Below are 23,467 nucleotides of genomic sequence, written 5' to 3'. Positions count from 1 at the left end.
GTCATTATTGTCATTGCGAAGAGCGCAGCGATGAAGCAATCTCAATATAAAGAGAGTTAAGCTTAATGCTCTTAAATTCTTAATCCAACCTTAATAGTTAAAATTTTAAAATATTCAGAGGATAAATTAACAAAAGATTGCTTCACCTTCGGTTCGCAATGACATTATAGATTAAACCTTAATTATACTTAATCGCTTTCACCGGAGAAATCTTACTGATCAGATAACTCGGAATGATCAAAGCCAATGCAGAAATAATTAAAATGCCGACAGAAATTGAAATAATTGCAATCGGATTCAAATCAACAGGAACTGTGCTTACATAATAGTTTTCAGGATTAAGCTTAATAATTCCAAAAAACTTTTGAAGTAAAAGCAATCCTAAACCTATCGCATTCCCGTACAAAAGCCCGGGAATCATGATGATTAAAGTATAGTTGATAAAAGTTGCTCTGATCTGAGAATTGCTGGCGCCCAATGTTTTAAGCAAACCAATCGAATTCGTTCTTTCAATGATCAGAATTAAAAGAACCATAATAATATTGATTACCACAACAATCAGCATGATAATAATGATTAATGCAATATTTGTATCAAAAATACTGATCCAGTCGGTGATTTGAGGGAATTTTTCAGTTGCTTTTTCAGCATAGTTTTTATAGCCGATCAGTTTTTCGATTTCAGGAAAATCTCTGTCGATATCGTTGATGTTTTTCAGGAAAATATCGATTCCTCCCACTTCATCAGGCTTCATATCCTGAATTTTTCTTACATGATTGATCCCTCCGATAACGAACTGCTCGTCTATCATTTTAATATCAGTTTTATAAATCCCGACTACCTCAAATTTCCTGTAGATGGGCTTCTGATCAGCTTTTGAAAATATAGTGACAATGCTGTCTTTAACTTTTAAATGAAGGTCATTCGCTATTTTTTGAGAAATGGTAACACCGTTATTAAACCCGATTTCTGTAATTTTTGGTGTCGTTCCCGCAACAAGAAATTTTTTAAACCGTAAGCTGTCAAAATCCTTTCCGACACCCTTGAAAATAATGCCGGCAAAATTATTTTCGTTACGCATAATTCCTGTTACCATCGCATATTTCTGGACAGTTTCAACATCAGGAAGCTCTCTTATTTTCTGAATATTTAAACCCTGCTTATCGAGAACCGAAGTATTGTAGGAAGAATTTGACCGTGTAGATTTTACAGTAATATGGCCGCTGAAATCAGCCAGCCTTTCTTTAATCGCTTTCTTGGAGCCGAATCCGGTGGAAACGGTAATCAGGGAAACAATAATTCCTAAAGCCACCGAAAGCCTGCCAATGAAGATGATAACCCTCGAAAGGTTATTTTTGTTATCTTTGGAAAACGCTATTTTTCTAGAGAAATATAAAGGAAACTTCAAGCTTATGAATTTAGATTTCAAAATTAAAAATTTACTTCTGATTTGCCTAATTTTTTTAGGAGTATTCACCCAATATTATTCTCAGACTCATGATAAAATTGATTTTAAGACCGGTGCAGATCAACCTGAGTTGTATTTGCCTTTATTGAAAGGTAAAACGATCGGAGTTGTTACCAATCAGACAGGTTTGATGAGCGATCGAACTCATCTGGTAGATTTTTTAGTAAAAAACGGAATTAAAATAAAATCGATTTTCGCTCCTGAACATGGTTTCAGAGGCGATGCCGATGCAGGCGAAAAAGTGAAAAACGGAATCGACGTAAAAACAGGAATTCCCATCGTTTCTTTATACGGAAATAATAAAAAGCCAAAACAGGATCAGTTAAAAGGAATTGATGTCGTTGTATTTGATATTCAGGATGTTGGAGTGAGGTTTTACACCTATATTTCGACATTAACCTATTTAATGGAAGCCGGAGCGGAAAATAATGTTGAGATCATGGTTTTAGACCGTCCAAATCCGCATGACGGCTACACAGACGGCCCTGTTTTAAGAAAAAAATGGTCGAGTTTTGTCGGAATGCACGAAGTTCCTGTCGTTTACGGTCTGACAATCGGCGAATACGGAAAAATGGTCAACGGAGAAAAATGGCTTAAAAGTGGAGTTCAGGCAAAATATACTTTAATTCCAATGAAGAATTATCATAAAAAACAACGTTATGCTATTTTGGATAAGCCTTCGCCCAATTTACCGAATGATAAATCCATTAATTTATATCCAAGCTTATGCTTCTTTGAAGGCACTCAGGTTTCGGTGGGAAGAGGAACTGATCTGCCTTTCCAGATTTATGGTTCGCCCTGGACACCGAATTTACCTTACCAGTTTACGCCCAAACCAAATTCAGGAGCAAAAGACCCTTTTTTAAACGGAAAACTTTGTTATGGTGAAAACCTTTCCGATTTTTCAAAAGATTTAAAAGAATTAAACCTCGAATGGATCATTAAAGCTTACAAAAATTATAAAAATCCTGATCAGGACTTTTTTCTAAAAAACCTCTGGTTTGATACATTATCCGGAACAGATGAATTCAGAAAGCAAATTATCGCAGGAAAATCAGCTCAGGAAATCAAAGCTTCATGGAAACCCGATTTAGATAAATTTGAGAAGATCAGAACAAAATACGTCGTCTACGAAAACTAGAGAATTGGTCAGCTGTGAATAGTCAATCCGTTGTGCTTGTGAATTTTGCAGCCATTTTTAGATTGACTAAAAGTTAAATTGACGATTCACAATTTTGACATTGTCTTAATCAAAATCCGGTGGTGGAGTTTTGTCATCTTTGCCTTTTTTAAGGATAAAAAGCCCGATCGTTAAACCGATAACACCTGCGAAAGCGATCATTAATGCGCTCTGTATTTTATCCGGCTGATTATTTCCGATGTAATTCATTAAAAAAAGAATAACAAATGTAATAATTGAGATGATAATATGGTTTTTTCCAAATAATTTCATGAGTTATTTTATTTTGTAAGAAATCATGATTCCGCCTCTGTAAGGAAGAATTTCGCCACTTTTATTATATCCGTCGGCTACATCATAGCGTCTTCCCGTACTGCGGTCGTAACCTTTGTAGAAATCTTGTGAAGTTCCGATTGTTCCGTAGACATCAAGATTCCAGTTTTCAGATAACTGAAACTGGTATCCAGCCGTAAGACCTACAATGAGTGAAAATCCTTTTTGGTAAAGATTTGATTTTTCAAAAGTTTCATTATTATCATTAACATATGGCCCCCCTCCCCAATAATTCCACTTTTGCAAAACAAAAGATGCTGCTGAAAGATTAGCACCTAAATACCAGTGCTTAAAAGCCTCATCAAAATAATATCTGCCTTCTATTGATGCAGAATAATACTGGAATTCATGGCCCGCAAAAGATTTCCACGGAGAAATAAAAACGTCACCCTGCAAGGTGTATTTTTTGCTTAATTGATGCTCAACTCCCACATTTAAAACTCCGATTGGTATAAATAATGCGTTTCCTTTTACATAAACGCTAACATCTTTTTCCTGTTCCTGCGCAGTTAAATTTCCAAATAAAAAAATACTTAGAAAGCTTATTAAAATTGTATTCTTAAACATTAGCATTATTTAATTTGCTTTAATAATTCTTCCGCAAGATTAGAGTCTTTACCGGCTTGTTTTGCGAGATTTTTAGATATTTCGGCGTAAGATTTTGCCTGATCTTTATTTCCCGTCAAAGAATAAAGCTTCGCTAAAATGTAAGTATTTTCAGAGGTATCGCCTCTCATGACAGATTTTTCGGCCCATTCAACAGCTTTTTTTAATGAAGCCTGATTTTTTACGTGATCTGAAAATATCCAGGCAGCCTTTAATAGCTCATTAGGCTCAAAAGCATCTGAATTTTTATAATAGTCCAGCGCAGCTTTTTCATATTCCGGAAAGTTGGCATTTTGCTCGTAATACGTTAATTTCGTTTGATTTAGCTTAACCTGAGCGTCGTATTTTCCAACTAAAGGCTCTGCTGTCTTCATGAAATATTCATCATTAATTCTTTTGTTTTTATCATCAATAGATTGCTCCACAATTTTTCCTAAAAGCATTTGATTATTAAATTCTTTATAGGTTTCTTCGGGTAAAAATTTGATAATTTCAGCTTTTCTGGATGTAAAAACTTTATAATTCGGATCTTCTGATGATTTTACGAAATATAATAAAAGTCCGACATCATCTTTGGAAAGCTCTTCCGTATTTTTTTTGTTTTCAAAATATCTTTCAGAAGCTTTTTTAGCAAAATCAAAATCTGAGGTTGAATTTAATTTCATTATATTAATCAGGAATTCCGGATCTTTTTCTCCTTTTGCAAAACGTTCCTTTAAAGAACCTTTTTTGTTGTTGGGAGAGTTAACATCCTGAGCCATTGCAATAAAGGGGCTTTCATCCATATACCCGAAATTTTGTGAAACAAGCTCGCCGTCACCGTTTAAAAATAAATAAGTCGGATAAGAACGGACTCCGTATTTTGCTGCGATCTCTCTTCCTTCTCCTTTTTCCATATCGAATCTGGCATTCACAAAATTGGAGTTATAATAATCTCCGACCGTTTTTTTAGTGAAAATGTTTCTTTCCATCATTTTACAAGGGCCACACCAGGAAGCATACGCATCAATAAAGACAATTTTGTTTTCTTTTTTTGCTTTAGCTATAAGATCTTTAAACGGAATGTCCTGAAATTGAATAGCTTCTTGTGCGAATGTAATAATGGAGGTAAATAAAAATAATCCTAAGATGATCTTTTTCATTTTCAAATAAAATTTGCTAGCGAAGATAGGTAATTTTAAAGAGATGAACGGCGAGTTTAAGATTCTGATAGTTGATATTAACTAAAATTTAAGACTTCACCTCAGAAATTTGAGTTTTTTAATAGTAATAATAATTTTGCCTTAACGTACTTCATTTTGTCACGATTTTGAACATTTTAAATGATTTTTTCGATAGGTCCGGACTTTTGTTTGCTCTAATTTTACCCCATTAAGACAAATATGAAAAAAAGAATTGTATTGTTTTCTCTCGTGGTATTTTTCACGACTTTATGCGTAGGATTGTTTGCACATAAGGGCAATACTCATTTTTCACCTGATCTTTCCTCAAAAAGCAAGCTTTTACAAAAACCGGACTGTGATTCTCAACCTGAAATGTATATCCTTTCAGATGTTCAGGATAATGCTGATTCTGACGACCTTGAAAAGGAAAAATTTGATTTTTCTCTTATTCTAAAGGAGCATATAAGTTATTTTGTAACGGATTATTCTTTTAAAATTCAATCGGTTACTATTCCTGATTCTAATCATATTGCGGTACCCAGATATATTTTATATCATTCTTTGCAGGTTTCCGACCACTAATTTCTTATTTATGAACCTTCTTTGTGATTTGCATTGAATGCAGATTTGGAAGGTTCGTCTTTATTTTCCATTTTTTATATTCTTCAATTGCCTTTGCCGAAATGGCAGAAAAATATAGTATGTTCAATTTAAATAAATAATATGCATTTAACACCAAGAGAAACAGAAAAACTCATGCTTTATATGGCCGGAGAGCTGGCTTTGAAAAGAAAAGGCAGAGGCCTTAAACTAAATTATCCCGAATCTATAGCATTAATCAGTCATTTTTTGCTTGAAGGAGCAAGAGACGGTAAAAGAGTTGCCGAGCTGATGCAGGATGGAGCAAATCTTTTGACAATCGATGATGTAATGCCGGGAGTTGCAGATATGATTCACGATGTTCAGATCGAAGCAACTTTCCCGGACGGAACTAAGCTGGTTACTGTACATAACCCAATTCGCTAATTTAAATTATTATGAAAGAAAAAAAATATAAGAGTATTATTCCTAACAAAAATGTAGAGGATCTAGAGATAAAAGTAATTAATGCAGAAAATCTTCTCGGTGAAAAAATTGTAATACCGGGTGAAATTTTTGTAAAAGAAGGCACCATTGTCTGTAATGCAGGCAGGAAAACCGTAAAAATAAAAGTAACAAACACAGGTGACCGTCCTATTCAGGTTGGGTCTCACTTTCATTTTTTTGAGGTTAATAAAGCAATGAGCTTTGACCGTGAAAAAGCTTTCGGAAAAAGGCTGAATATCATAGCAAGTACAGCTGTCCGTTTTGAGCCGGGTGAAGAAAAAGAAATTGAATTAGTAGAAATCGGTGGACATAGAAAAGCAATGGGCTTTAATAATCTTGTTGACGGATCTGTAGATTCTGAAACATTAAAAAAAGAAAGTCTTGCAAAAGCCGAAGAATTAAATTTTAAAAATCATTAACATGAGCTTACATGTAGACAGGAAACAATATGCCAATATATTAGGACCCACAGCCGGAGACAAAATCAGACTGGGAGATACCGAAATTATTATTGAAATTGAAAAGGATTTTACACATTATGGAGATGAAGCCGTTTTTGGAGGGGGAAAAACCGTACGTGACGGAATGGGACAAAATGTTACCGCCAAAAGAGAAGCCGGAGTGCTTGATCTTTGCATCACAGGAGCTGTAATTATCGATCATTGGGGAATTGTAAAAGCTGATATCGGGATTAAAGACGGTAAAATCATAGCTATCGGAAAGGCAGGAAATCCTGACACGATGGATGGTGTAACACCCAATATGATTATCGGTGCTTCCACGGAAGTTCATGGCGGAAAAGGCTATATTGTAACCGCAGGAGGAATTGATACACATATTCATTTTATATGCCCGCAACAGATCGAAACGTCCTTATACAGCGGAATAACAACAATGATCGGCGGCGGAACCGGGCCAAATGACGGGACCAATGCGACCACCGTTACGCCAGGAAAATTCAATATGCAGAAAATGTTGGAAGCGGCAGAAGAATATCCTATGAATTTAGGTTTTTTCGGAAAAGGAAACTGTTCTGCAGAAGAACCGATTGAAGAGCAGGTGGAAGCCGGAGCTTTAGGTGTAAAAATTCATGAAGATTGGGGAGCAACTCCCGCAGTAATCGACGCTGCATTGAAAGTGGCCGATAAATATGATATTCAGGTAGCGATTCATACAGATACTTTAAATGAAAGCGGTTTTCTTGAAGATACAATGAGAGCAATCAATGGCAGAGTAATTCACACCTTTCATACAGAAGGGGCGGGTGGAGGCCACGCTCCGGATATTATTAAAGCTGCAATGTATCCTAATGTGCTTCCTGCTTCCACAAACCCGACGCGTCCTTATACGGTTAATACAATTGATGAGCATTTGGATATGTTGATGGTTTGCCATCATTTAAGTAAAAATATTCCTGAAGATGTAGCTTTTGCAGATTCACGTATTCGCCCGGAAACGATTGCTGCAGAAGATATTTTGCATGATATGGGAGTTTTCAGCATCATGAGCTCAGATTCTCAAGCGATGGGAAGACCCGGAGAAGTGATCACAAGAACGTGGCAGACCGCCAGTAAAATGAAAGAGCAGAGAGGTTTTTTACAAGAAGATGAAAATGAAGGAAACGATAATTACCGAGCCAAAAGATATATCGCTAAATATACGATCAACCCGGCTATTGCTCATGGAATTTCGGAATATGTCGGCTCTGTCGAAAAAGGAAAATTAGCAGATTTAGTCATCTGGAAACCTGCATTATTTGGAGTAAAACCTGAAATGATTGTAAAAGGAGGATTCGTAATTGCTGCAAAAATGGGCGACCCAAATGCGTCAATTCCTACACCACAACCTGTTATTTACAGAAACATGTTTGGTGCTCACGGAAAAGCTAAATACGGTATTTGCGCCAATTTTGTTTCTCAGATTTCTATCGATAACGGAACAATTGCAGATTATAAATTACAGAAAATGATTCTTCCGGTAAAAAACTGCAGAAATATTTCTAAAAAAGACCTTATTCATAATGATAAAACGCCTTTAATCGAAGTAAATCCTGAAAATTATAAAGTAACCGTTGATGGTGAATATATCACTTGTGAGCCTGCGGAAAAACTCCCGCTGACACAATTGTATTATTTGTTCTGACAATGAAATAAACCTTAGGTTCAGAAAAATATTAAGTCCAGCAAATAGAATTAGAAAAATGATTATTAACGAAACTATTGGAAATATTTCAGATCATGTTTTAGAAGGAAAAAACATCGATTATCTCGATCTGGAATGGTTTGAAGCCACAAAAAGAATTCAACGTAAAAAAACAAGGCAAGGACAAGATATTGCGATTAAATTTCTTAGAGAAGGGCAATATTTGCGGGAAGGAGATATTCTTTTTGAAAGTGAAGAAAAAATTATTGCCGTTAATATTCTGGAAACAGAAGCCATCGTCATGTCGCCTATATCTTTGCTGGAAATGGGAACGGTTTGCTATGAAATCGGAAACAAGCATATTCCGCTTTTTATCCAGAATGATAAAGTAATGCTGCCTTTTGAAATGCCGATGTACAGATGGCTGGAAGCAAGCGGATTTAATCCTGAAAAGCACTCCGTAAAATTGATGAATATTCTTAAATCTAATGTAGAGCCTCACGGCCACGGAAGCTTAGGATCAACAATTTTCTCTAAAATTTTAAAAATGGCAGCTCCAAAAGATGAATAAAATGAATTTAAATTTTTTATCCGGTTTATTGCATATTTCAGATCCTACATTGCCCATCGGCGGATACAGTCATTCAAGCGGCCTTGAGACCTATGTTCAGAAAAGGATTGTGAATAATCTGCAGACGGCAAAAGAGTTTGTAGAAAATATGCTGCAGTATAATCTTAAATATAATGACGGCGCTTTTGTTAAGCTGGCCTATGAAGCTGCTCAAAATGAAGATCTTCAATTATTAATAAAGCTTGATCATGAATGTAATGCAATAAAATGTCCGAAAGAAACCCGTCAGGCAAGCCAGAAATTAGGACTTCGACTGATTAAAATTTTTAAAAGAAAAGATAGTTTTCCATTGATGGAATCCTTTGAAAAAGCAGTTCAGAATAAAGAAGCCAATTCACATTACTGTATCGTGTTCGGAATTTATTGCTCACTGATGAGCATTCCTTTGTATGAAGCGCTTTTAGGGTTTTATTACACTTCTGTTGCGGGAATTATTACCAATGCAGTGAAGCTAGTCCCTCTCGGACAGCTCGACGGGCAGGATATTCTTTTCTCCTTGTATTCGGTGATGGAAAAAACGGTTTTGGAAACAATGGAACTCGACAGAGATCTGGTCGGGCTTTGCAATACGTCTTTCGACATCAGATGTATGCAGCATGAAAGACTGTATTCGAGGCTTTATATGTCTTAAAAGTGAATTGTAAAAAATAAATTGTAAATGGTGAATTGTCAATTTTTTTATGATGTATGTAAATTCACAATTCACCCTTTACAATTCACTTTTCTAGCCCCGATAGGAACGGTTACCCCACAGCTAGGAGTTGGAGAGTTTGAGGGTTCAGGTGTTGGCGCGTGTTGGCGCGAGGAGTAGGAGTGGATAGCGGGAAATTGCTCCTAAAAAATTAACTAAATCAGTCAAATCTAAGAAAATGGAAAACAGAAAATATATAAAAGTAGGCGTGGCAGGACCTGTAGGCTCAGGAAAAACAGCTTTACTGGAGCGTTTAAGCAGAAAAATGTTCGGAAAATATGATATCGGAGTAATAACCAATGATATTTATACAAAAGAAGATGCGGAATTTATGGCTAAAAACAGCCTGCTTCCTTATGAAAGAATTATCGGAGTGGAAACCGGAGGATGCCCCCACACAGCGATTCGTGAAGATGCCAGTATGAATCTGGAAGCGGTTGACGAGCTTGCAGAGCGTTTCCCGGAAATTGAATTGATTCTTATCGAAAGTGGCGGCGACAATTTATCGGCGACTTTCAGTCCGGATCTTGCAGACATTACCATTTTCATCATTGATGTGGCAGAAGGCGAGAAAATTCCCAGAAAAGGAGGCCCTGGAATTACAAGATCAGATCTGTTGATTATCAATAAAATCGACCTTGCACCTCATGTCGGGGCAAGCCTCGAAGTGATGGAAACGGATGCCAGAAGGATGAGAAACGGAAATCCTTTCGTATTTACCAATCTTAAAACCGATGAAGGCCTGGAAAAAGTGATCGGATGGATCAAAAAATATGCGCTTCTGGAAGATTGTGACGAACCGAACCTTGTACGATAAATGGACAGTCACTTAAATATAATCGCAGGATTCAAGAACGGAAAATCTTATGTGAAAGACCTTTATGTATCACTTCCTTTCAGGTGTGTTTCTGTCGGACAGCGTAAAAATGATGGCAAACTGTATCAGATGATTATGAGTTCCTCGCCCGGAATTCTCGATGGTGACCATTATCATTTAAAAGTTTCCCTGGAAAAAGGAGCTTCGCTGCAATTGCAGTCACAGTCGTATCAAAGGTTGTTTAATATGAAGGATAAAGCAGTTCAGGAGCTTGATATTGTGCTGGAAGATGAAACTTCTTTTGCCTATGTTCCACATCCGGTGGTTCCGCACGAAGATTCAAATTTTAAAAGTGAAGCTAAAATTCATATCGGAAAAAACAGTCAGATTATCATCAGCGAAATAATTACCTGCGGAAGAAAGCATTATGGTGAAGTTTTTAAACTAAAACGTTTCCAGAATCTCACGGAAATTTATCATGAAAATAAGTTGATAGTAAAGGATAATATTCTCATTCAGCCAGACTTGATTCCGATAAACAGTATTGGTAATCTTGAGCAGCATACCCATCAGGGAACATTTATTTTTTTCAGCACAAAAGATGATGTAAAAAGAGATGAATTGATAGATAATATTGTTGAATATGCCGAACGGTATCAGGGCGAAATGGAAATTGGAGTTTCAGCAATGGAAAATAACGGTTTTATTATCAGGTCTTTAGGGAATGGCGGTGAAATCATGTACAACTTTTTTCTGCATGTTCAGGAAGTTCTCTGGAATTTAAATTAAATACTATTAAGAATAAATTCTCCGGATGTATTTAACAGGAACGGGCTTTAGGCCCGTTCCCGGAAATTTTAAAAATCGATTGGCTTTAGCCAAAACTTATTAAAAATGGACAGTACAATTTGGGCACTTCTAATAAGTGCAATATCAATAAGTTTCATTCATACCGCGTCTGGACCGGATCATTATCTGCCGTTTATCGTGATCTCAAAATCTAAAAAATGGAGTCTTGTGAAAACTTCGGTTTTAACAATATTTTGCGGATTGGGACACGTTTTAAGCTCATTAATTCTAGGTTTTATCGGAGTTTTTCTGGGTTGGCAGCTTAATAAAATTTCGTGGTTTCAGAATTTAAGAGGAAATTTTTCCGGCTGGGCATTGCTCATTTTCGGTGTGATTTATCTGATTTACGGATTAATTCAGGCTATCCGAAATAAGCCGCATAAGCATTTTGATGTCATGGGCGAAGATGTCTATGTCTACGAGCATAATCACAGTGAAGTCGTAATGCCGCAAGCGAGAATAAAAGTTACGCCTCTGGTTCTTTTCATGATCTTCGTGATGGGGCCGAGCGAGCCGTTAATTCCTCTTTTATTCTATTCCGGAGTAAAACATTCAACCGCTGAAATTTCAGTTTTAGTGATTTCTTTTACCATAACGACGGTTTTTACAATGCTTGGGATTGTGCTGTTGGGTCGTTACGGATATTCAACTTTATTTAATACAGAAAAAATAGAAAGATATATGGGCGTCGTAAGCGGAGCTGTGGTCACAATCTGCGGAATCGGAATGGTCTTTTTAGGATGGTGATTTGATTGTGAATTTGTTAGATTTAATTTTAAAATTGACAATTGATTTGTAAATCAAATTCATCATTGCCAATTCACCGTTCACCGTTCATCATTCACCTTTTAAACCTTTAAACTCATTATTTTATGGACAAATTTTTTGAAAAATTCCCTTTTGTAGATATTATTTTAAAAGGAATCGGGCAGATTATGCTTCAGGAAAACCGATGGACTGGTCTTTTATTTCTAATTGGTATTTTCCTGGGGAGCTGGCAGGGTGGTGTTGCCGTCTTGCTTTCAACGGCCGCGGGCACTTTTACTGCGATGAAGCTTAATTATGACAAATCAGAGATCAATGCAGGATTGTACGGCTTCAGTGCTGCGTTGGTGGGTGTTGCGTTGTCTTTTGTGTTTCAGGCAACACTTCTCATCTGGATTCTTATCATTATTGGCGGTGCTTTGGCGACTATTATTCAGCATTTTTTTATTCAGAGAAAAATCCCGGTTTTTACACTTCCTTTTATTGTAATTACCTGGCTTTGTGTGTTTTTGCTGCATTATTTTACCCATATTCCACCATCGGAAATGATCTCGGCAAAAATAGAGCCTGTCGAAAATGATGATTTTTTAACCTCTATTAACGGATTTGGAGAAGTTATTTTTCAGGGTGGGATATTTTCAGGAATCATCTTTTTTATCGCTGTTTTTATCAGCTCTCCTGCCGCAGCGCTCTATGGTTTGACAGGTTCTGTGTTGGGTGCATATATTTCTCATGTTAACGGGGAACCGATTGAAGAAATTCACATGGGATTATTTGGCTTTAATGCGGTACTTTCTGCGATCGTTTTTTCAGGATTTAAGAAAATTAACGGGCTTTGGGTGCTTGTAGCTGTATTACTTACGGTGGCTATTGACGATTTCCTTATTGATAACAATATTCTCAGTGAAGTCGGCGGAGTGCTTACGTTTCCTTTTGTAGCCGGAACATGGGCTACATTATTGATCCAGAAAGTTTTGAAATTAAAAGAAAAATAATTTTAATAGAATCTAAAAAACGGGTTAAAATAAAATTGATTTGTGATGTTCGAAAAATCCTCTAATTAGATAAAGTACAGAAGTAATTACACTCATTTCGTCAACGATTGATTGGTGAAATTTCCTATAAATATTTATAATTTAAATGAAAAATTTAATAGCTAAAAAAAAAATAAATCATTATTAATTTTCTCATTGAAAATAGGTTTAATTCAATAAAATATGCCGAGTCAGTATTACATTTGTAAACCTTAAATAATTTATAATCAAGGATATGGAAATATTATCCAATTTTCAGTATAAAAAACTTTTTCTTCCCAACATAACGGAAAATATATTGACAAACAATGCAGATGTACAGCTTTACAGGCTCGAAAATTATCTTAAAGGAATTTTAATGCCGGTCATTCCGTACCGTACGACCTTTAATTTCATTATTTTCGTTACAAAAGGGCATATTAAGCAATATCTTGAAAATCAGGAATACCATGCAGAAAAGGGCAGCGTGATTTTTATCAGGCAAGGCACAATTACCGCGACAATAGATTTGTCTGATGATATTGAAGGTTATTTTTTAGCATATGAAAACAATATTTTATCTGAACAGGAACTGCCGAAACATAAAACGAACATTTTCTTTATGACACCTTTTCTTACTTTGGATAGCCTTACTTATGACACTGTTATTCAGCTTCTTCTGATCATGGAACAGGAATTATGGCTAAATACTCTAAAGGTAAATGATGTCGTAATCACAGTTTTACATCTTATTTTGATTAAAATATTAAGCACAGATTCTGATGGGCAACACAAATCCGCTACCCGCACCATGGAATTGTCACTTCAGTTCCGTGATCTTCTGTTCAAATATCATATAGGCGAAAAAAGAGTGGCTTTTTATGCTGATAAACTGTCTGTTACAGAAAATTATCTTAATAAATGTGTGAAAAATGTAACACAAAAATCTCCAAAACAATGGATTAACGAAATTGATATTAATTATAGCAAAGCATTACTGCATTCAAGTAAAGATATTGCCGAAATTGCTTATGAGCTTAATTTTCATACGGCTTCACACTTTACCCAGCTTTTCAAAAAAATTGCCGGAATTACTCCCAAAGAATATAGAATTCAATTCCTTAAAAATAAAATGATGTCATTCTAAGCTAAATATGTTATTAACTGTAATTCTGAAAATTTACAGCTGATGTTGATTTTTCAAGCAATTTTAATGAAGACAGGTTTATTCAAATTAAATGTAAAAAAAAAAATCCCTTGTAAACATTTGTTTAAAAGGGATTTAAGTGGTTTCTCCAGGAATCGAACCAGGGACACATGGATTTTCAATCCATTGCTCTACCAACTGAGCTAAGAAACCATTAATAACGTTTGTTACTTCGTTATTTAAAGTGGTTGCAAAAGTAATAATTTTTATTATACTGTACAAATATTTTTTTCGTTTGGAATAAAAAGCTCTCTGATTAAGCATAAAAATGATATTTAATAAAGAAAACTCCTCCAACTATTGATTGGAGGAGTTAAAATGCTATTAAAATATCGTTGCTCCGAGCTGAATTCTTGCATATTTGTTTGCAGGATTCCACATGGCCGTCATAAAAACAGGAAGGCTGTAATGTTCAGTAATTTTAATCGATTTACTGGCTTTTAAGCCTACATTTACAATTTCGAAACTGCTTTTTCCGTTCCCGTACAGAAAATTGGTGTCATTAAGGGCAAATCCTGCACCGATAAAAGTATCAAGATTCACTTTTTTACCCGATATTACCGGATAACTTACCTGGACGTAGGTTGAATATTTGTTCTTTTTATAAGTTCCGTCAGGTTTTAAAACCACTTCTCCGGCGTTGGCGCCTCCGTATAGCATAACATCTGCTTCAATATTGATTGGAAATGAAGGTCCGAAGGTATAATTGGTCCTTAAATCGATAATATGAGCCGTTCTTCTGTTTGAATAATTAAAAATATCGTCTGAAGCAACTTCAGTATTGATGTTTCTGGCATTAAATAAGTCCCATAATCCGATATAAAACCGCCCGTCTGAATATTGCACATAATAATTGATTTCTTTATAATGCGTTCCGTCTTTATCATCCGTCATGGAAGATGCGCCCCAAAGTCCGACTTTCCATTTTTTTTCTGCATCTAAGGCATAAGAAAGATTTCCCATAACAACTGGTTTGTCAGTAATAATAAGTCCTCTCCAAAGATGATTGGTTTGGATATTTGCTGTGAAATCGAGCCTGTTATCGTCTTTATTTTCTGTTGCTTCCTGGGCAAAAAGCTTCCCTGTGCCCAGTGTTGCCAGGCATATAATTATTGAAATTTTTTTCATTTGTATTTAATTTAAAATCATATATAAGAATGCTGCAAGTGCGGCTCCCAAGATTGGTCCCACAACGGGAATCCATGCATAACCCCAGTCGCTGCTTCCTTTTACCGGAAGAATGGCGTGCATAATTCTCGGCCCCAGATCCCGTGCAGGATTGATTGCGTAGCCCGTTGTTCCACCCAACGAAAGGCCGATTGCCCAAACCAATAAGGTTACAGGAAGAGCACCAACGGATCCTAATCCTACTTTTGCCGCAGGATCATTGTGTAAAGAAATGCTGGCATCAGAAAAATGAAAAATAACGAATACAAGAACAAAAGTACCGATGGTTTCACTGATAATATTTGAAAAAGTGTTTCTAATTGCCGGCCCGGTACTGAAACAGGCTAATTTTGCGCCTTCGTCTTCTGTGATGGCAAAATGATCTTTATTAAATAGCCATACCAGAAACGCGCCCAATGCTGCACCTGTCATTTGTGCCGCAATGTACAGCGGAACCTGGTCCCATGAGAATTTTCCGGCAATAGCCAGACCAATTGTTACGGCAGGATTAAGGTGAGCGCCGCTAATGGGGCCTGCGACCTGAACACCTACAAAAACGGCCAGAGCCCAGGCGGTGGTAATAACGATCCATCCGGAATTATTTCCTTTTGTACCTTTTAGAACAACATTGGCTACAACGCCGTTACCTAATAATATAAGAAGCATTGTACCAATTACTTCTGCTATAAATGGAGTCATATTTGTATTTTTTTTATGTGAATGAGATTAATCTTCTATCCAGTTTTGAGAACGTTTTACAGCCTTATTCCAGGTATGAATCATTTTTTCTGATTTTTCTTTGTCTAATTTTGCATGAAAATCTTTGTCAACGATCCATTGAGATTGTATTTCATCAATATTTTTCCAATATCCAACGGCAAGCCCGGCAAGGTAAGCTGCGCCTAAAGCAGTTGTTTCCAGTGTTTTAGGTCTTGTAATTTTAAATCCGAACAAATCTGCCTGTATCTGCATTAGTAGATCACTGGCTGAAGCTCCGCCATCGACTCTTAATTCAACGCTTGGGGTCCCGGAGTCAGCTTCCATGGCTTTTACAATGTCGTAAACCTGAAATGCAATGCCTTCCAGAGTGGCTCTGGCAATATGTCCGTTGGTTGTTCCGCGGGTTACGCCAACGATGGTTCCTCTTGCGTATTGATCCCAATACGGAGCTCCCAAACCGGTAAGCGCGGGAACAAAATAAACGCCGCCATTATCTTCTACAGTTTGAGCGAGATCGTTTATTTCTTCTGCAGAATTAATGAGTTTAAGCCCGTCTCTTAACCACTGAATGGCTGCTCCTCCAACAAAAACGCTGCCTTCAAGGGCGTAATTTACTTCTCCGTTTATTTTCCAGGCAACGGTTGTTAACAAATTATTTTTGGATGAAACCGCTTCTTTTCCTGTATTCATTAACAGGAAACAACCTGTTCCATAGGTATTTTTTACCATTCCCGGCGTGGTGCACATTTGCCCGAATAACGCGGCTTGCTGATCTCCTGCAATCCCGGAAATAGGAATTTTAGTTGAAAACAAAGTCGTTGATGTTTCACCATAAATTTCACTGCTTTGCTTTACTTCAGGCAAAATAGCTTTCGGAATACTAAATAATTTCAATAAATCTTCATCCCATTCAAGCGTATGAATGTTCAAAAGCATCGTACGGCTGGCATTAGAAACATCCGTAATAAACATTTTTCCGCGGGTAAGTTTCCAGACAAGCCAGGTATCAACAGTTCCGAAGCATAATCTTCCGGCTTCAGCATCTTCTCTTGCGCCTTCTACATTATCAAGAATCCATTTTAATTTTGTTGCAGAAAAATAAGCATCCAGAACAAGGCCTGTTTTTTCTTTGATCATGTCGGTATATCCTTCTTCCTTCAAAGAATCACAATATTTGGATGTTCTTCTGTCCTGCCACACAATAGCATTATAAACGGGCTCACCGGTTTCTTTATTCCAAACAATGGTGGTTTCCCGCTGATTGGTAATACCGATTGCGGCTACTTCTAAACCTGAAATGCCTGCTTTTGCGATCACTTCGGCTGCTACAGAAATCTGGGACGACCAGATTTCATTGGGATTGTGCTCTACCCAGCCCGGAGTAGGGTATATCTGTTCAAAACTCTTCTGAGAAATGTATTCTATTTCTCCGCTGTGATTGAATAAAATAGCTCTAGATGAGGTTGTACCTTGATCTAAAGCAAGAATTAATTTTTTACTCATATTGTGTATTGATTAAGGTTGATTGTTTAGGAGAGTAGGGAGTCAATAAATACCCTTTTGCTAATTCAATGAATTCTTTTTCCTGCTGAGCTGCCCATTCCTGAGGAAATCCTTTTTCTTTCGCAATAATTAATGCTACTTTATGTGCGCTGTCAATTGCAGCTCTTGCATCTAAAAATAACAAACGGACTCTTCTGGCTAGAATATCTTCTATGGTTTCTGCCATTTCATTTCTTATCGCCCATATTATTTCTGCGACGGTAAATTCATGATCGGGATGGATTTTTTCTGAATATTCAGGGTTATTATGCTGTAAAGCTTTTATAGAAGGAATATCTGATCCGTAAACGTACAGATGGCTGCTTCTATCGACCTGTTCTGCTTTCATATTACCATGGATGGACAGGTTTTCAGTTTTGGATGTTGTCATTCCCAGTCTGTGAATTTCCATGGCTTTGTTGATGGTATCTTCTGCCATTTTTCTGTAGGTGGTCCATTTTCCGCCGATAATAGAAACCAATCCTGTATCTGATGTTATGACTTTATGGCTTCTGGAAACTTCTTTTGTGCTTTTTCCTTCACCTTCAGGAGCCGCGAGTGGTCTGAGACCTGCAAAAACAGACTTTACATCTTCCCGGGTTGGTTTTTTAGATAAATATTGTCTTGCGGTATTTAAAACAAAATTAATTTCTTCTTCCAAAGCCCGCGGTTCAAAACTTTCGTTTTCCAATAAAGTATCTGTTGTGCCCACCAAAGCTCTGTCGTGCCACGGAACAACGAATAAAACCCTTCCGTCCGAAGTTTTAGGAATCATAATGGCATCATCACTTTTTAAGAAAGATTTATCTAAAACCAAATGTATTCCCTGGCTTGGAACAACAAATTTACCATGCTTGGGATTATTCATATTAAGAATATCATTGGTGAAAACTCCTGTCGCATTAATGACCACTTTAGCGGAAATTTCATACCTTTTTTGGGAAAACTGATCTTCAGCAACAACTCCGGTTATTTTATTGGAATCATTTTTTAGAAGATTAACCACTTTTAAATAATTAATGGCGCTTCCACCTTTTTCAATGATGGTTTGTGCAAGATTAATTGCTAACCGGGCATCATCAAATTGCCCGTCCTGATAAATAACTCCGCTCACAAGATTTTTTTGCTCTATGGTCGGAAGTTTGCTGACAGTCTTTGATTTGCTGATATATTGTGTTCTTCCAAGGCTTAATTTGCCTGCCAGAAAATCATAAATGGATAAGCCTATTTTGTAATAGATGCCTCCCCACCATGTGTAATTCGGAATAATAAAAGATTGATTTTTAACTACATGAGCTGCATTTTGGGCCAATAATCCTCTTTCTTTTAAAGCCTCCTTTACCAATCCGATATCTCCTTGCGCAAGGTATCTTACGCCGCCATGCACCAGTTTTGTGCTTCGGCTGGAAGTTGCTTTTGCGAAATCATGAGATTCAAGCAATAAGGTTTTAAATCCTCTGCTTGTAGCGTCTAATGCTGAACCTAAACCGCTAGCTCCACCGCCTATAACCACAAAATCCCATTCTTTGGTGACGGCTAATTTATTGAGTTCTTCATTTCGTTTCATTATTCTTTCTTTTTGGTTTCGTTTTCAAATTTATAAATTAAAAATGAAACAAAAAAGAAAATAAATGAAATTTTTTTGATGTTAAAAAAAATGATAAATTTGATAAAATAAATTGAATGGAAAAGTTAATAGCAAGACATACGGACATTTTGAAGGTTTTAGATGAAAAAGATTATGTGCTTGTTCAGGATTTGTGTGAAAAATTTAATGTGTCGTCTGTTACGATTCGAAAGGATTTGAACTATTTAGAAAGTTTAGGCCTGCTTTTTCGAAATCACGGTGGAGCAAGTAAGTATGTAAGATTTGCCTATGAAAGAAATGTAGACGAAAAAGAAAATATTAATGTAGAAGCAAAGCAAAACATTGCTAAAGCCGCTTTACAGCTCATTCAGGAGAATGACTGCATTATTTTGGCTTCAGGGACGACCATGCATTATCTTGCCAGAATGCTGGTGAATTTTGGTCAGCTTACTGTTCTTACTTCTTCATTAAGAGTGGCTCTTGAGCTCTGTAATAACCCGAATATCAATATTATACAATTGGGAGGCGAGGTTAGAAAAAGCTCTACTTCTATCGTTGGCTCCATATCAGAAACTATTCTTAAGCAGTTTTCTTGTAATAAGCTTTTTCTGGGAGTTGACGGAATTGATCTTGACTTCGGAATCAGCACATCCAATGCTGCAGAAGCACATCTTAATCAGCTGATGATCGACTGTTCCGACAAGGTAATGATCTTGGCCGATTCTTCAAAATTAAATAAAAAAGGTTTCGGAAAAATTGCTCCGTTGGATAAAATCGATTATCTGATAACTGATAATGATATTTTGGAAGAAGATAAAAAACGACTCGAAGAAATCGGAATATCTGTCATTACAAAATAGATTATTTTTACACTTAAGACGTAAATTTTTTCATAAAAAAAATCCCTCAAAATGATTTGAGGGATTTAATCAGAAATTATTAATTTCTAGTGGTTTCTCCAGGAATCGAACCAGGGACACATGGATTTTCAATCCATTGCTCTACCAACTGAGCTAAGAAACCATATATTTTGTTTAACTTACTTCGTTGTTTTAAAGTGATGCAAAAGTAGTAAGTTTTCATATATGAAGCAAGTATTAATACTACTTTTTTTAACAAAACTTAAAACTTACTGATTCTCAGCCGAATTATTTTCCTGTTCCTTTCTTATCTGCTCACTCATTTCCTCTAATACAGGCTTTATCGTACTTTCAGGAAGGTCGCTGATTCTGATATACATCAGTCCGTCGATCGCGTCATTAAAGTTCGGATCAACATTAAATGCAATAACTTTTGCGTTTTGTTTAATATATTTCTTAATTAAAACCGGTAATCTCAGTTCAGGTTCCAGATCATCGATGATTTTATCTAATTTATTTAAATCAGATTCCATTTCATCAAAAAAAAGATTTTTATCCCTGTCACGAAGCTTTACCTTATATTCATTTCTTGGTGTAATGTATTGAGCAACAGCGGAATCGTAGTAATTCGAGCGCATGAACTCAATCATTAAAGATTTTGAAAATTCAGAAAATTTATTGGAAATACTTACCCCGCCCATTAAAAATTTGTGATCGGGATTCCTTAGACAAACGTGTACAATTCCTCGCCACAAAAGGAAAAGAGGAAGCGGTTTCTGCTGATATTCTTCACAGATATAAGCGCGCCCCATTTCAATTACTTTTTTGAAAAAAGGATGAATGTCCTGTTCAAATTCAAATAGAGAGCTTGTGTAAAAGCCTTTAATTCCAGACTTTTTCATGACTTCTTTACCCAAAGCCATTCTGTATGCCCCGACCAGTTTTTCCTCGGCATTGTCCCAAAGGAAAAGATGGTGATAATGCTTATCGTATTCATCCAGATCAAAAGGCATATTGCTTCCTTCACCCACTGCACGGAACGTAAGCTCTCTCTGACGGCCGATTTCCCTCATAATAGACGGGATTTCTTCGTAAGCCGTAAAGTACACCTCATAATTTCCGTTGCTGAAAAACATTTTATCGGTGCCTTTCAACTTGTTGATATCTTTAAGGATATCTTCTTTCGGAGTTTCGTCAATAATATTCTGAACAATATTTTCTTCCTTTAATAAAGGGAATTTTACCGATAAATTCTGAAGATTAATACTTTGGGCTAATGATTTTCTTTTTTCATAGTAAGATTTCATCATATAAACCTTACGTTTCAAAAATTCACCCAATTCTTCGATATTTTCCATATCATCCATCGCTTTTACGGCGATAGGTCTTCCTATTCTGATACGGATCGGCTTTTCCCTGTCGTTCATCATTTCTGCAGGAAGCATCAGGGTCTGTAAATTCGGATGCAGCTTTGAAACCTGATAAAATAAACGACTGTTTTTTGCATGAAAATACATAGGAACCACCGGCACTTTTGCCATTTTTATCAGCTTAAGAGCCGGTTTTTCCCATTCTTTATCTAAAATTTCTCCGTAAGGATTGTTTTTGTTTGAAACTTCTCCTGCCGGGAAAATGCCTACACAGCCTCCGTTTTGTAAATGCTTTAAGGTTTCACGCATTCCGGCTGAGCTGCTGTAAGCTCCTTTTCTGTTTTCAAAAGGGTTTACAGAAATTACATACGGCTCCATCGGCTTGATTTTTTCCAAAAGGAAATTCCCCATCACCTTGAAATCCGGACGAACTTCTGATAAGATCTTGCACATCAAAATCCCATCAATCGCGCCAAGCGGATGATTGGAAACCAAAATAAACGGCCCCGTTTTCGGAATTTTTGCCAAATCTTCTTCAAAAGCAATGTAGCTTAAGTTCCGTTCTCTCACAAATGAGTCGAAAAAGTCTTTACCTTCCTTGTTTTTTAATTTATCATATAGCCTGTTTACTTCATTTATTTTAGTAAGGCTCATCACAGCAGATGCCACAGGATTTTTCAGAAATCCTATTTTACCTAAGCCGGAAGCTTGAATTAGATCGTTTTTCGAAATTAAACTCATGTGTGTTTAGTCGCAATTAGTTTTATTGTGTTACCATTTGAAGCGTATTCTTTGAAATCTGTTCCAATAATACACTTTTTTCCTGGTAAAATTTATCAATGTTCTCCATTTTCGCATTTCTTACCGTAAATAAAGATACATTTTTTACAACTTCTGTTTTAAATACTTTTTGTAATTCTTCATTCAAATCATCTACTGTACTAAATTTATCTTCCAGACATAAAGCTAATGAAATTGCAGAATTCTGCATCAGGGAAACTTTAATTTTGTATTTAGATAAATATCCGAAAATCAGACTCATATGATCTTCCGCGATGAAAGAAAAGTCTCTTGTTGAGATTTTAAGCAGCGTTTGATTTTCTTTTAAAATATAAGACTCTTCGCTCTGATTTTTCTCTGAAGCACCTACTTTTGTTCCACCTTTTGTAGGATCCACGAAAGATTTTACATAAAAAGGAATGTTTTTTTGCTGTAATGGCTGCAATGTTTTCGGATGAATTACACTGGCTCCGTAATACGCCATTTCGATCGCCTCTTCATAAGAAATATTTGAAAGAAGTGTCACATCCTTGAATTTTCTCGGGTCACCTGTCATCACGCCCGGAACATCTTTCCAGATCGTCATGGCCTCTGCATTTAAGCAATAAGCGAAAATCGCGGCAGAATAATCCGAACCTTCTCTTCCCAGCGTTACTGTGAAATTATTTTCATCAGAACCGATAAAACCTTGCGTTACGTAGCAAATTTCAGTATTCAGATGAGAGATAAATTCTTCCGTTTTTTTCCAGTCTACATTACCGTCTCTGTAAGAATTATCCGTTTTTATATAATCTCTGGCATCAAGCCATTGATTGGTAAATTGGATCTCGTTTAAATATTCACTTAAAATTTTAGTAGAAATCATTTCACCGGAACTTACCACCTGATCGTACACAAAATTGTAATTCGGAGATTTATTTCTTCTTAAAAATGAATCAACATCATCGAAAAATAAGTTGATTTCTGCAAAAACCGCATGATTTTCAGGAAATAAGCCTTCTGCAATTTCGATGTGTTTTCGTTTTATCTTTTCAATTTCTGTTTGGTAATTATCCTTCTTGAAATAAAGTTCTACAACCTTTTCCAATTCATTAGTCGTTTTGCCCATCGCTGAAATCACCAGCAAACATTTGGCAAATCCCTGGCTTTTTAAAACCATAGACACATTTTTTACGCTTTCAGCATCTTTTACTGATGCTCCACCAAACTTGAAAATTTTCATTAAATTGTTAAAAATAAAATTGTTAGATAAAAATTATATGAGTTTTTTACGGGTGTCAAAATTATAAATTTACAACGAGATATGAAAGAGCCTGTTAATTTGGAGGGCTTAAGATTTTATTAAAATCAAAAAAAGGTGTCAGATATTCAGATTGCCGTAACAAATTGGGGAAAATTTAATGATAAAATTTTAGGTAAATTCTTAAAATAATCTTGTATAATATTGATTAATAGGTGCTAAGGTCTTTTAACAGAAAATTCTTTAAAA

The 23,467-nt window shown here is 36.2% G+C and carries 23 protein-coding genes and 2 tRNA genes; 13 read left to right on the top strand and 12 right to left on the bottom strand.

What is annotated here, in order from left to right:
• Positions 1-178: 178 nt before the first annotated feature.
• Positions 179-1,408: an ABC transporter permease gene (locus BLT04_RS10835; protein ID WP_089756414.1), complete on the bottom strand. Its 1,230-nt coding sequence runs from the start codon at positions 1,406-1,408 to the stop codon at positions 179-181.
• A 4-nt stretch (positions 1,409-1,412) separates the two neighbouring features.
• On the opposite strand from BLT04_RS10835, the gene BLT04_RS10830 reads away from it, so the two are divergent.
• Positions 1,413-2,609, top strand: a complete 1,197-nt coding sequence (locus BLT04_RS10830; protein WP_089755828.1) for an exo-beta-N-acetylmuramidase NamZ family protein — start codon at positions 1,413-1,415, stop codon at positions 2,607-2,609.
• 105 nt (positions 2,610-2,714) lie between these two features.
• Here BLT04_RS10830 and BLT04_RS10825 read toward each other — a convergent pair whose 3' ends face one another.
• Genes BLT04_RS10825 through BLT04_RS10815 form a run of 3 tightly spaced genes read right to left on the bottom strand, consistent with a single transcriptional unit; the run spans position 2,715 to position 4,729 of the window.
• Complete coding sequence (locus BLT04_RS10825; RefSeq protein WP_089755827.1) at positions 2,715-2,921, bottom strand: hypothetical protein; 207 nt, start codon at positions 2,919-2,921, stop codon at positions 2,715-2,717.
• 3 nt (positions 2,922-2,924) lie between these two features.
• Positions 2,925-3,548, bottom strand: a complete 624-nt coding sequence (locus tag BLT04_RS10820) for a DUF3575 domain-containing protein (RefSeq protein ID WP_089756413.1) — start codon at positions 3,546-3,548, stop codon at positions 2,925-2,927.
• 5 nt (positions 3,549-3,553) lie between these two features.
• Positions 3,554-4,729: a thioredoxin family protein gene (locus BLT04_RS10815; RefSeq protein WP_089755826.1), complete on the bottom strand. Its 1,176-nt coding sequence runs from the start codon at positions 4,727-4,729 to the stop codon at positions 3,554-3,556.
• A gap of 240 nt (positions 4,730-4,969) precedes the next feature.
• Here BLT04_RS10815 and BLT04_RS10810 point away from each other — a divergent pair, with 240 nt between their 5' ends.
• From BLT04_RS10810 to BLT04_RS10760, 11 genes are all read left to right on the top strand, one after another.
• Positions 4,970-5,332 (top strand): hypothetical protein, encoded by a 363-nt coding sequence (locus BLT04_RS10810; RefSeq protein ID WP_089755825.1) that lies wholly within the window; start codon positions 4,970-4,972, stop codon positions 5,330-5,332.
• Positions 5,333-5,473: 141 nt separating this feature from the next.
• Complete coding sequence (gene ureA, locus BLT04_RS10805) at positions 5,474-5,776, top strand: urease subunit gamma (RefSeq protein ID WP_089755824.1); 303 nt, start codon at positions 5,474-5,476, stop codon at positions 5,774-5,776.
• Between the two features lie 77 nt (positions 5,777-5,853).
• Positions 5,854-6,255 carry an urease subunit beta gene (gene ureB, locus BLT04_RS10800; protein WP_394331116.1) on the top strand — a complete coding sequence of 134 codons (402 nt, stop codon included), beginning with the start codon at positions 5,854-5,856 and terminating at the stop codon, positions 6,253-6,255.
• Between the two features lies 1 nt (position 6,256).
• Entirely contained in the window at positions 6,257-7,978 is a 1,722-nt protein-coding gene (gene ureC, locus BLT04_RS10795; RefSeq protein ID WP_089755822.1) for an urease subunit alpha, read from the top strand.
• 58 nt (positions 7,979-8,036) lie between these two features.
• Complete coding sequence (gene ureE, locus BLT04_RS10790; RefSeq protein ID WP_089755821.1) at positions 8,037-8,549, top strand: urease accessory protein UreE; 513 nt, start codon at positions 8,037-8,039, stop codon at positions 8,547-8,549.
• A 1-nt stretch (position 8,550) separates the two neighbouring features.
• Entirely contained in the window at positions 8,551-9,240 is a 690-nt protein-coding gene (locus tag BLT04_RS10785; protein WP_089756412.1) for an urease accessory protein UreF, read from the top strand.
• A 238-nt stretch (positions 9,241-9,478) separates the two neighbouring features.
• The gene (ureG, locus tag BLT04_RS10780) at positions 9,479-10,117 is read left to right on the top strand and encodes an urease accessory protein UreG (protein WP_089755820.1); all 639 of its coding nucleotides are present in this window, start codon (positions 9,479-9,481) and stop codon (positions 10,115-10,117) included.
• Complete coding sequence (locus BLT04_RS10775; RefSeq protein WP_089755819.1) at positions 10,118-10,906, top strand: urease accessory protein UreD; 789 nt, start codon at positions 10,118-10,120, stop codon at positions 10,904-10,906. It begins immediately after the preceding gene.
• Positions 10,907-11,011: 105 nt separating this feature from the next.
• Complete coding sequence (locus BLT04_RS10770) at positions 11,012-11,713, top strand: hypothetical protein (RefSeq protein WP_089755818.1); 702 nt, start codon at positions 11,012-11,014, stop codon at positions 11,711-11,713.
• Between the two features lie 125 nt (positions 11,714-11,838).
• Positions 11,839-12,726 (top strand): urea transporter, encoded by an 888-nt coding sequence (locus BLT04_RS10765; RefSeq protein WP_089755817.1) that lies wholly within the window; start codon positions 11,839-11,841, stop codon positions 12,724-12,726.
• 274 nt (positions 12,727-13,000) lie between these two features.
• Complete coding sequence (locus BLT04_RS10760) at positions 13,001-13,891, top strand: helix-turn-helix domain-containing protein (protein WP_089755816.1); 891 nt, start codon at positions 13,001-13,003, stop codon at positions 13,889-13,891.
• 140 nt (positions 13,892-14,031) lie between these two features.
• Here the strand turns inward: BLT04_RS10760 and BLT04_RS10755 are convergent.
• From BLT04_RS10755 to BLT04_RS10735, 5 genes are all read right to left on the bottom strand, one after another.
• Positions 14,032-14,104: transfer RNA gene (locus BLT04_RS10755), tRNA-Phe, on the bottom strand.
• Between the two features lie 171 nt (positions 14,105-14,275).
• Positions 14,276-15,079 carry a hypothetical protein gene (locus BLT04_RS10750; RefSeq protein WP_089755815.1) on the bottom strand — a complete coding sequence of 268 codons (804 nt, stop codon included), beginning with the start codon at positions 15,077-15,079 and terminating at the stop codon, positions 14,276-14,278.
• A 6-nt stretch (positions 15,080-15,085) separates the two neighbouring features.
• A complete protein-coding gene (locus tag BLT04_RS10745; RefSeq protein ID WP_089755814.1) occupies positions 15,086-15,817 on the bottom strand; it encodes an MIP/aquaporin family protein in 732 nt (243 codons plus the stop codon).
• Between the two features lie 27 nt (positions 15,818-15,844).
• A complete protein-coding gene (glpK, locus tag BLT04_RS10740) occupies positions 15,845-17,341 on the bottom strand; it encodes a glycerol kinase GlpK (RefSeq protein WP_089755813.1) in 1,497 nt (498 codons plus the stop codon).
• Positions 17,334-18,947 (bottom strand): glycerol-3-phosphate dehydrogenase/oxidase, encoded by a 1,614-nt coding sequence (locus tag BLT04_RS10735; protein WP_089755812.1) that lies wholly within the window; start codon positions 18,945-18,947, stop codon positions 17,334-17,336. The genes glpK and BLT04_RS10735 overlap by 8 nt, the downstream gene beginning before the upstream one ends.
• A gap of 116 nt (positions 18,948-19,063) precedes the next feature.
• On the opposite strand from BLT04_RS10735, the gene BLT04_RS10730 reads away from it, so the two are divergent.
• Positions 19,064-19,828: a DeoR/GlpR family DNA-binding transcription regulator gene (locus tag BLT04_RS10730; RefSeq protein ID WP_089755811.1), complete on the top strand. Its 765-nt coding sequence runs from the start codon at positions 19,064-19,066 to the stop codon at positions 19,826-19,828.
• Between the two features lie 90 nt (positions 19,829-19,918).
• Here the strand turns inward: BLT04_RS10730 and BLT04_RS10725 are convergent.
• The 3 genes from BLT04_RS10725 to BLT04_RS10715 all read right to left on the bottom strand — a co-directional run bounded on the left by BLT04_RS10725 (position 19,919) and on the right by BLT04_RS10715 (position 23,200).
• Positions 19,919-19,991, bottom strand: a tRNA-Phe gene (locus tag BLT04_RS10725).
• A gap of 106 nt (positions 19,992-20,097) precedes the next feature.
• The gene (locus BLT04_RS10720; protein ID WP_089755810.1) at positions 20,098-21,939 is read right to left on the bottom strand and encodes a lysophospholipid acyltransferase family protein; all 1,842 of its coding nucleotides are present in this window, start codon (positions 21,937-21,939) and stop codon (positions 20,098-20,100) included.
• A gap of 22 nt (positions 21,940-21,961) precedes the next feature.
• Positions 21,962-23,200: an aspartate kinase gene (locus BLT04_RS10715; protein WP_089755809.1), complete on the bottom strand. Its 1,239-nt coding sequence runs from the start codon at positions 23,198-23,200 to the stop codon at positions 21,962-21,964.
• Positions 23,201-23,467: the final 267 nt, after the last annotated feature.

The organism is Chryseobacterium soldanellicola, assembly GCF_900100115.1.
GTDB lineage: Bacteria > Bacteroidota > Bacteroidia > Flavobacteriales > Weeksellaceae > Chryseobacterium > Chryseobacterium soldanellicola.
The sequence above is the reverse complement of the archived record's forward strand: the minus strand, read 5'-3'. Positions and strand labels throughout refer to the sequence as shown.

Excerpts from the sequence above, each read along its gene's own strand:
- BLT04_RS10830 (WP_089755828.1), top strand. The coding sequence starts at position 1,413 with ATGAATTTAGATTTCAAAATTAAAAATTTACTTCTGATTTGCCTAATT.
- BLT04_RS10825 (WP_089755827.1), bottom strand. The coding sequence starts at position 2,921 with ATGAAATTATTTGGAAAAAACCATATTATCATCTCAATTATTACATTT.
- BLT04_RS10820 (WP_089756413.1), bottom strand. The coding sequence starts at position 3,548 with ATGTTTAAGAATACAATTTTAATAAGCTTTCTAAGTATTTTTTTATTT.
- BLT04_RS10815 (WP_089755826.1), bottom strand. The coding sequence starts at position 4,729 with ATGAAAAAGATCATCTTAGGATTATTTTTATTTACCTCCATTATTACA.
- BLT04_RS10810 (WP_089755825.1), top strand. The coding sequence starts at position 4,970 with ATGAAAAAAAGAATTGTATTGTTTTCTCTCGTGGTATTTTTCACGACT.
- ureA (WP_089755824.1), top strand. The coding sequence starts at position 5,474 with ATGCATTTAACACCAAGAGAAACAGAAAAACTCATGCTTTATATGGCC.
- ureC (WP_089755822.1), top strand. The coding sequence starts at position 6,257 with ATGAGCTTACATGTAGACAGGAAACAATATGCCAATATATTAGGACCC.
- ureE (WP_089755821.1), top strand. The coding sequence starts at position 8,037 with ATGATTATTAACGAAACTATTGGAAATATTTCAGATCATGTTTTAGAA.
- BLT04_RS10785 (WP_089756412.1), top strand. The coding sequence starts at position 8,551 with ATGAATTTAAATTTTTTATCCGGTTTATTGCATATTTCAGATCCTACA.
- ureG (WP_089755820.1), top strand. The coding sequence starts at position 9,479 with ATGGAAAACAGAAAATATATAAAAGTAGGCGTGGCAGGACCTGTAGGC.
- BLT04_RS10775 (WP_089755819.1), top strand. The coding sequence starts at position 10,118 with ATGGACAGTCACTTAAATATAATCGCAGGATTCAAGAACGGAAAATCT.
- BLT04_RS10770 (WP_089755818.1), top strand. The coding sequence starts at position 11,012 with ATGGACAGTACAATTTGGGCACTTCTAATAAGTGCAATATCAATAAGT.
- BLT04_RS10765 (WP_089755817.1), top strand. The coding sequence starts at position 11,839 with ATGGACAAATTTTTTGAAAAATTCCCTTTTGTAGATATTATTTTAAAA.
- BLT04_RS10760 (WP_089755816.1), top strand. The coding sequence starts at position 13,001 with ATGGAAATATTATCCAATTTTCAGTATAAAAAACTTTTTCTTCCCAAC.
- BLT04_RS10750 (WP_089755815.1), bottom strand. The coding sequence starts at position 15,079 with ATGAAAAAAATTTCAATAATTATATGCCTGGCAACACTGGGCACAGGG.
- BLT04_RS10745 (WP_089755814.1), bottom strand. The coding sequence starts at position 15,817 with ATGACTCCATTTATAGCAGAAGTAATTGGTACAATGCTTCTTATATTA.
- glpK (WP_089755813.1), bottom strand. The coding sequence starts at position 17,341 with ATGAGTAAAAAATTAATTCTTGCTTTAGATCAAGGTACAACCTCATCT.
- BLT04_RS10735 (WP_089755812.1), bottom strand. The coding sequence starts at position 18,947 with ATGAAACGAAATGAAGAACTCAATAAATTAGCCGTCACCAAAGAATGG.
- BLT04_RS10730 (WP_089755811.1), top strand. The coding sequence starts at position 19,064 with ATGGAAAAGTTAATAGCAAGACATACGGACATTTTGAAGGTTTTAGAT.
- BLT04_RS10720 (WP_089755810.1), bottom strand. The coding sequence starts at position 21,939 with ATGAGTTTAATTTCGAAAAACGATCTAATTCAAGCTTCCGGCTTAGGT.
- BLT04_RS10715 (WP_089755809.1), bottom strand. The coding sequence starts at position 23,200 with ATGAAAATTTTCAAGTTTGGTGGAGCATCAGTAAAAGATGCTGAAAGC.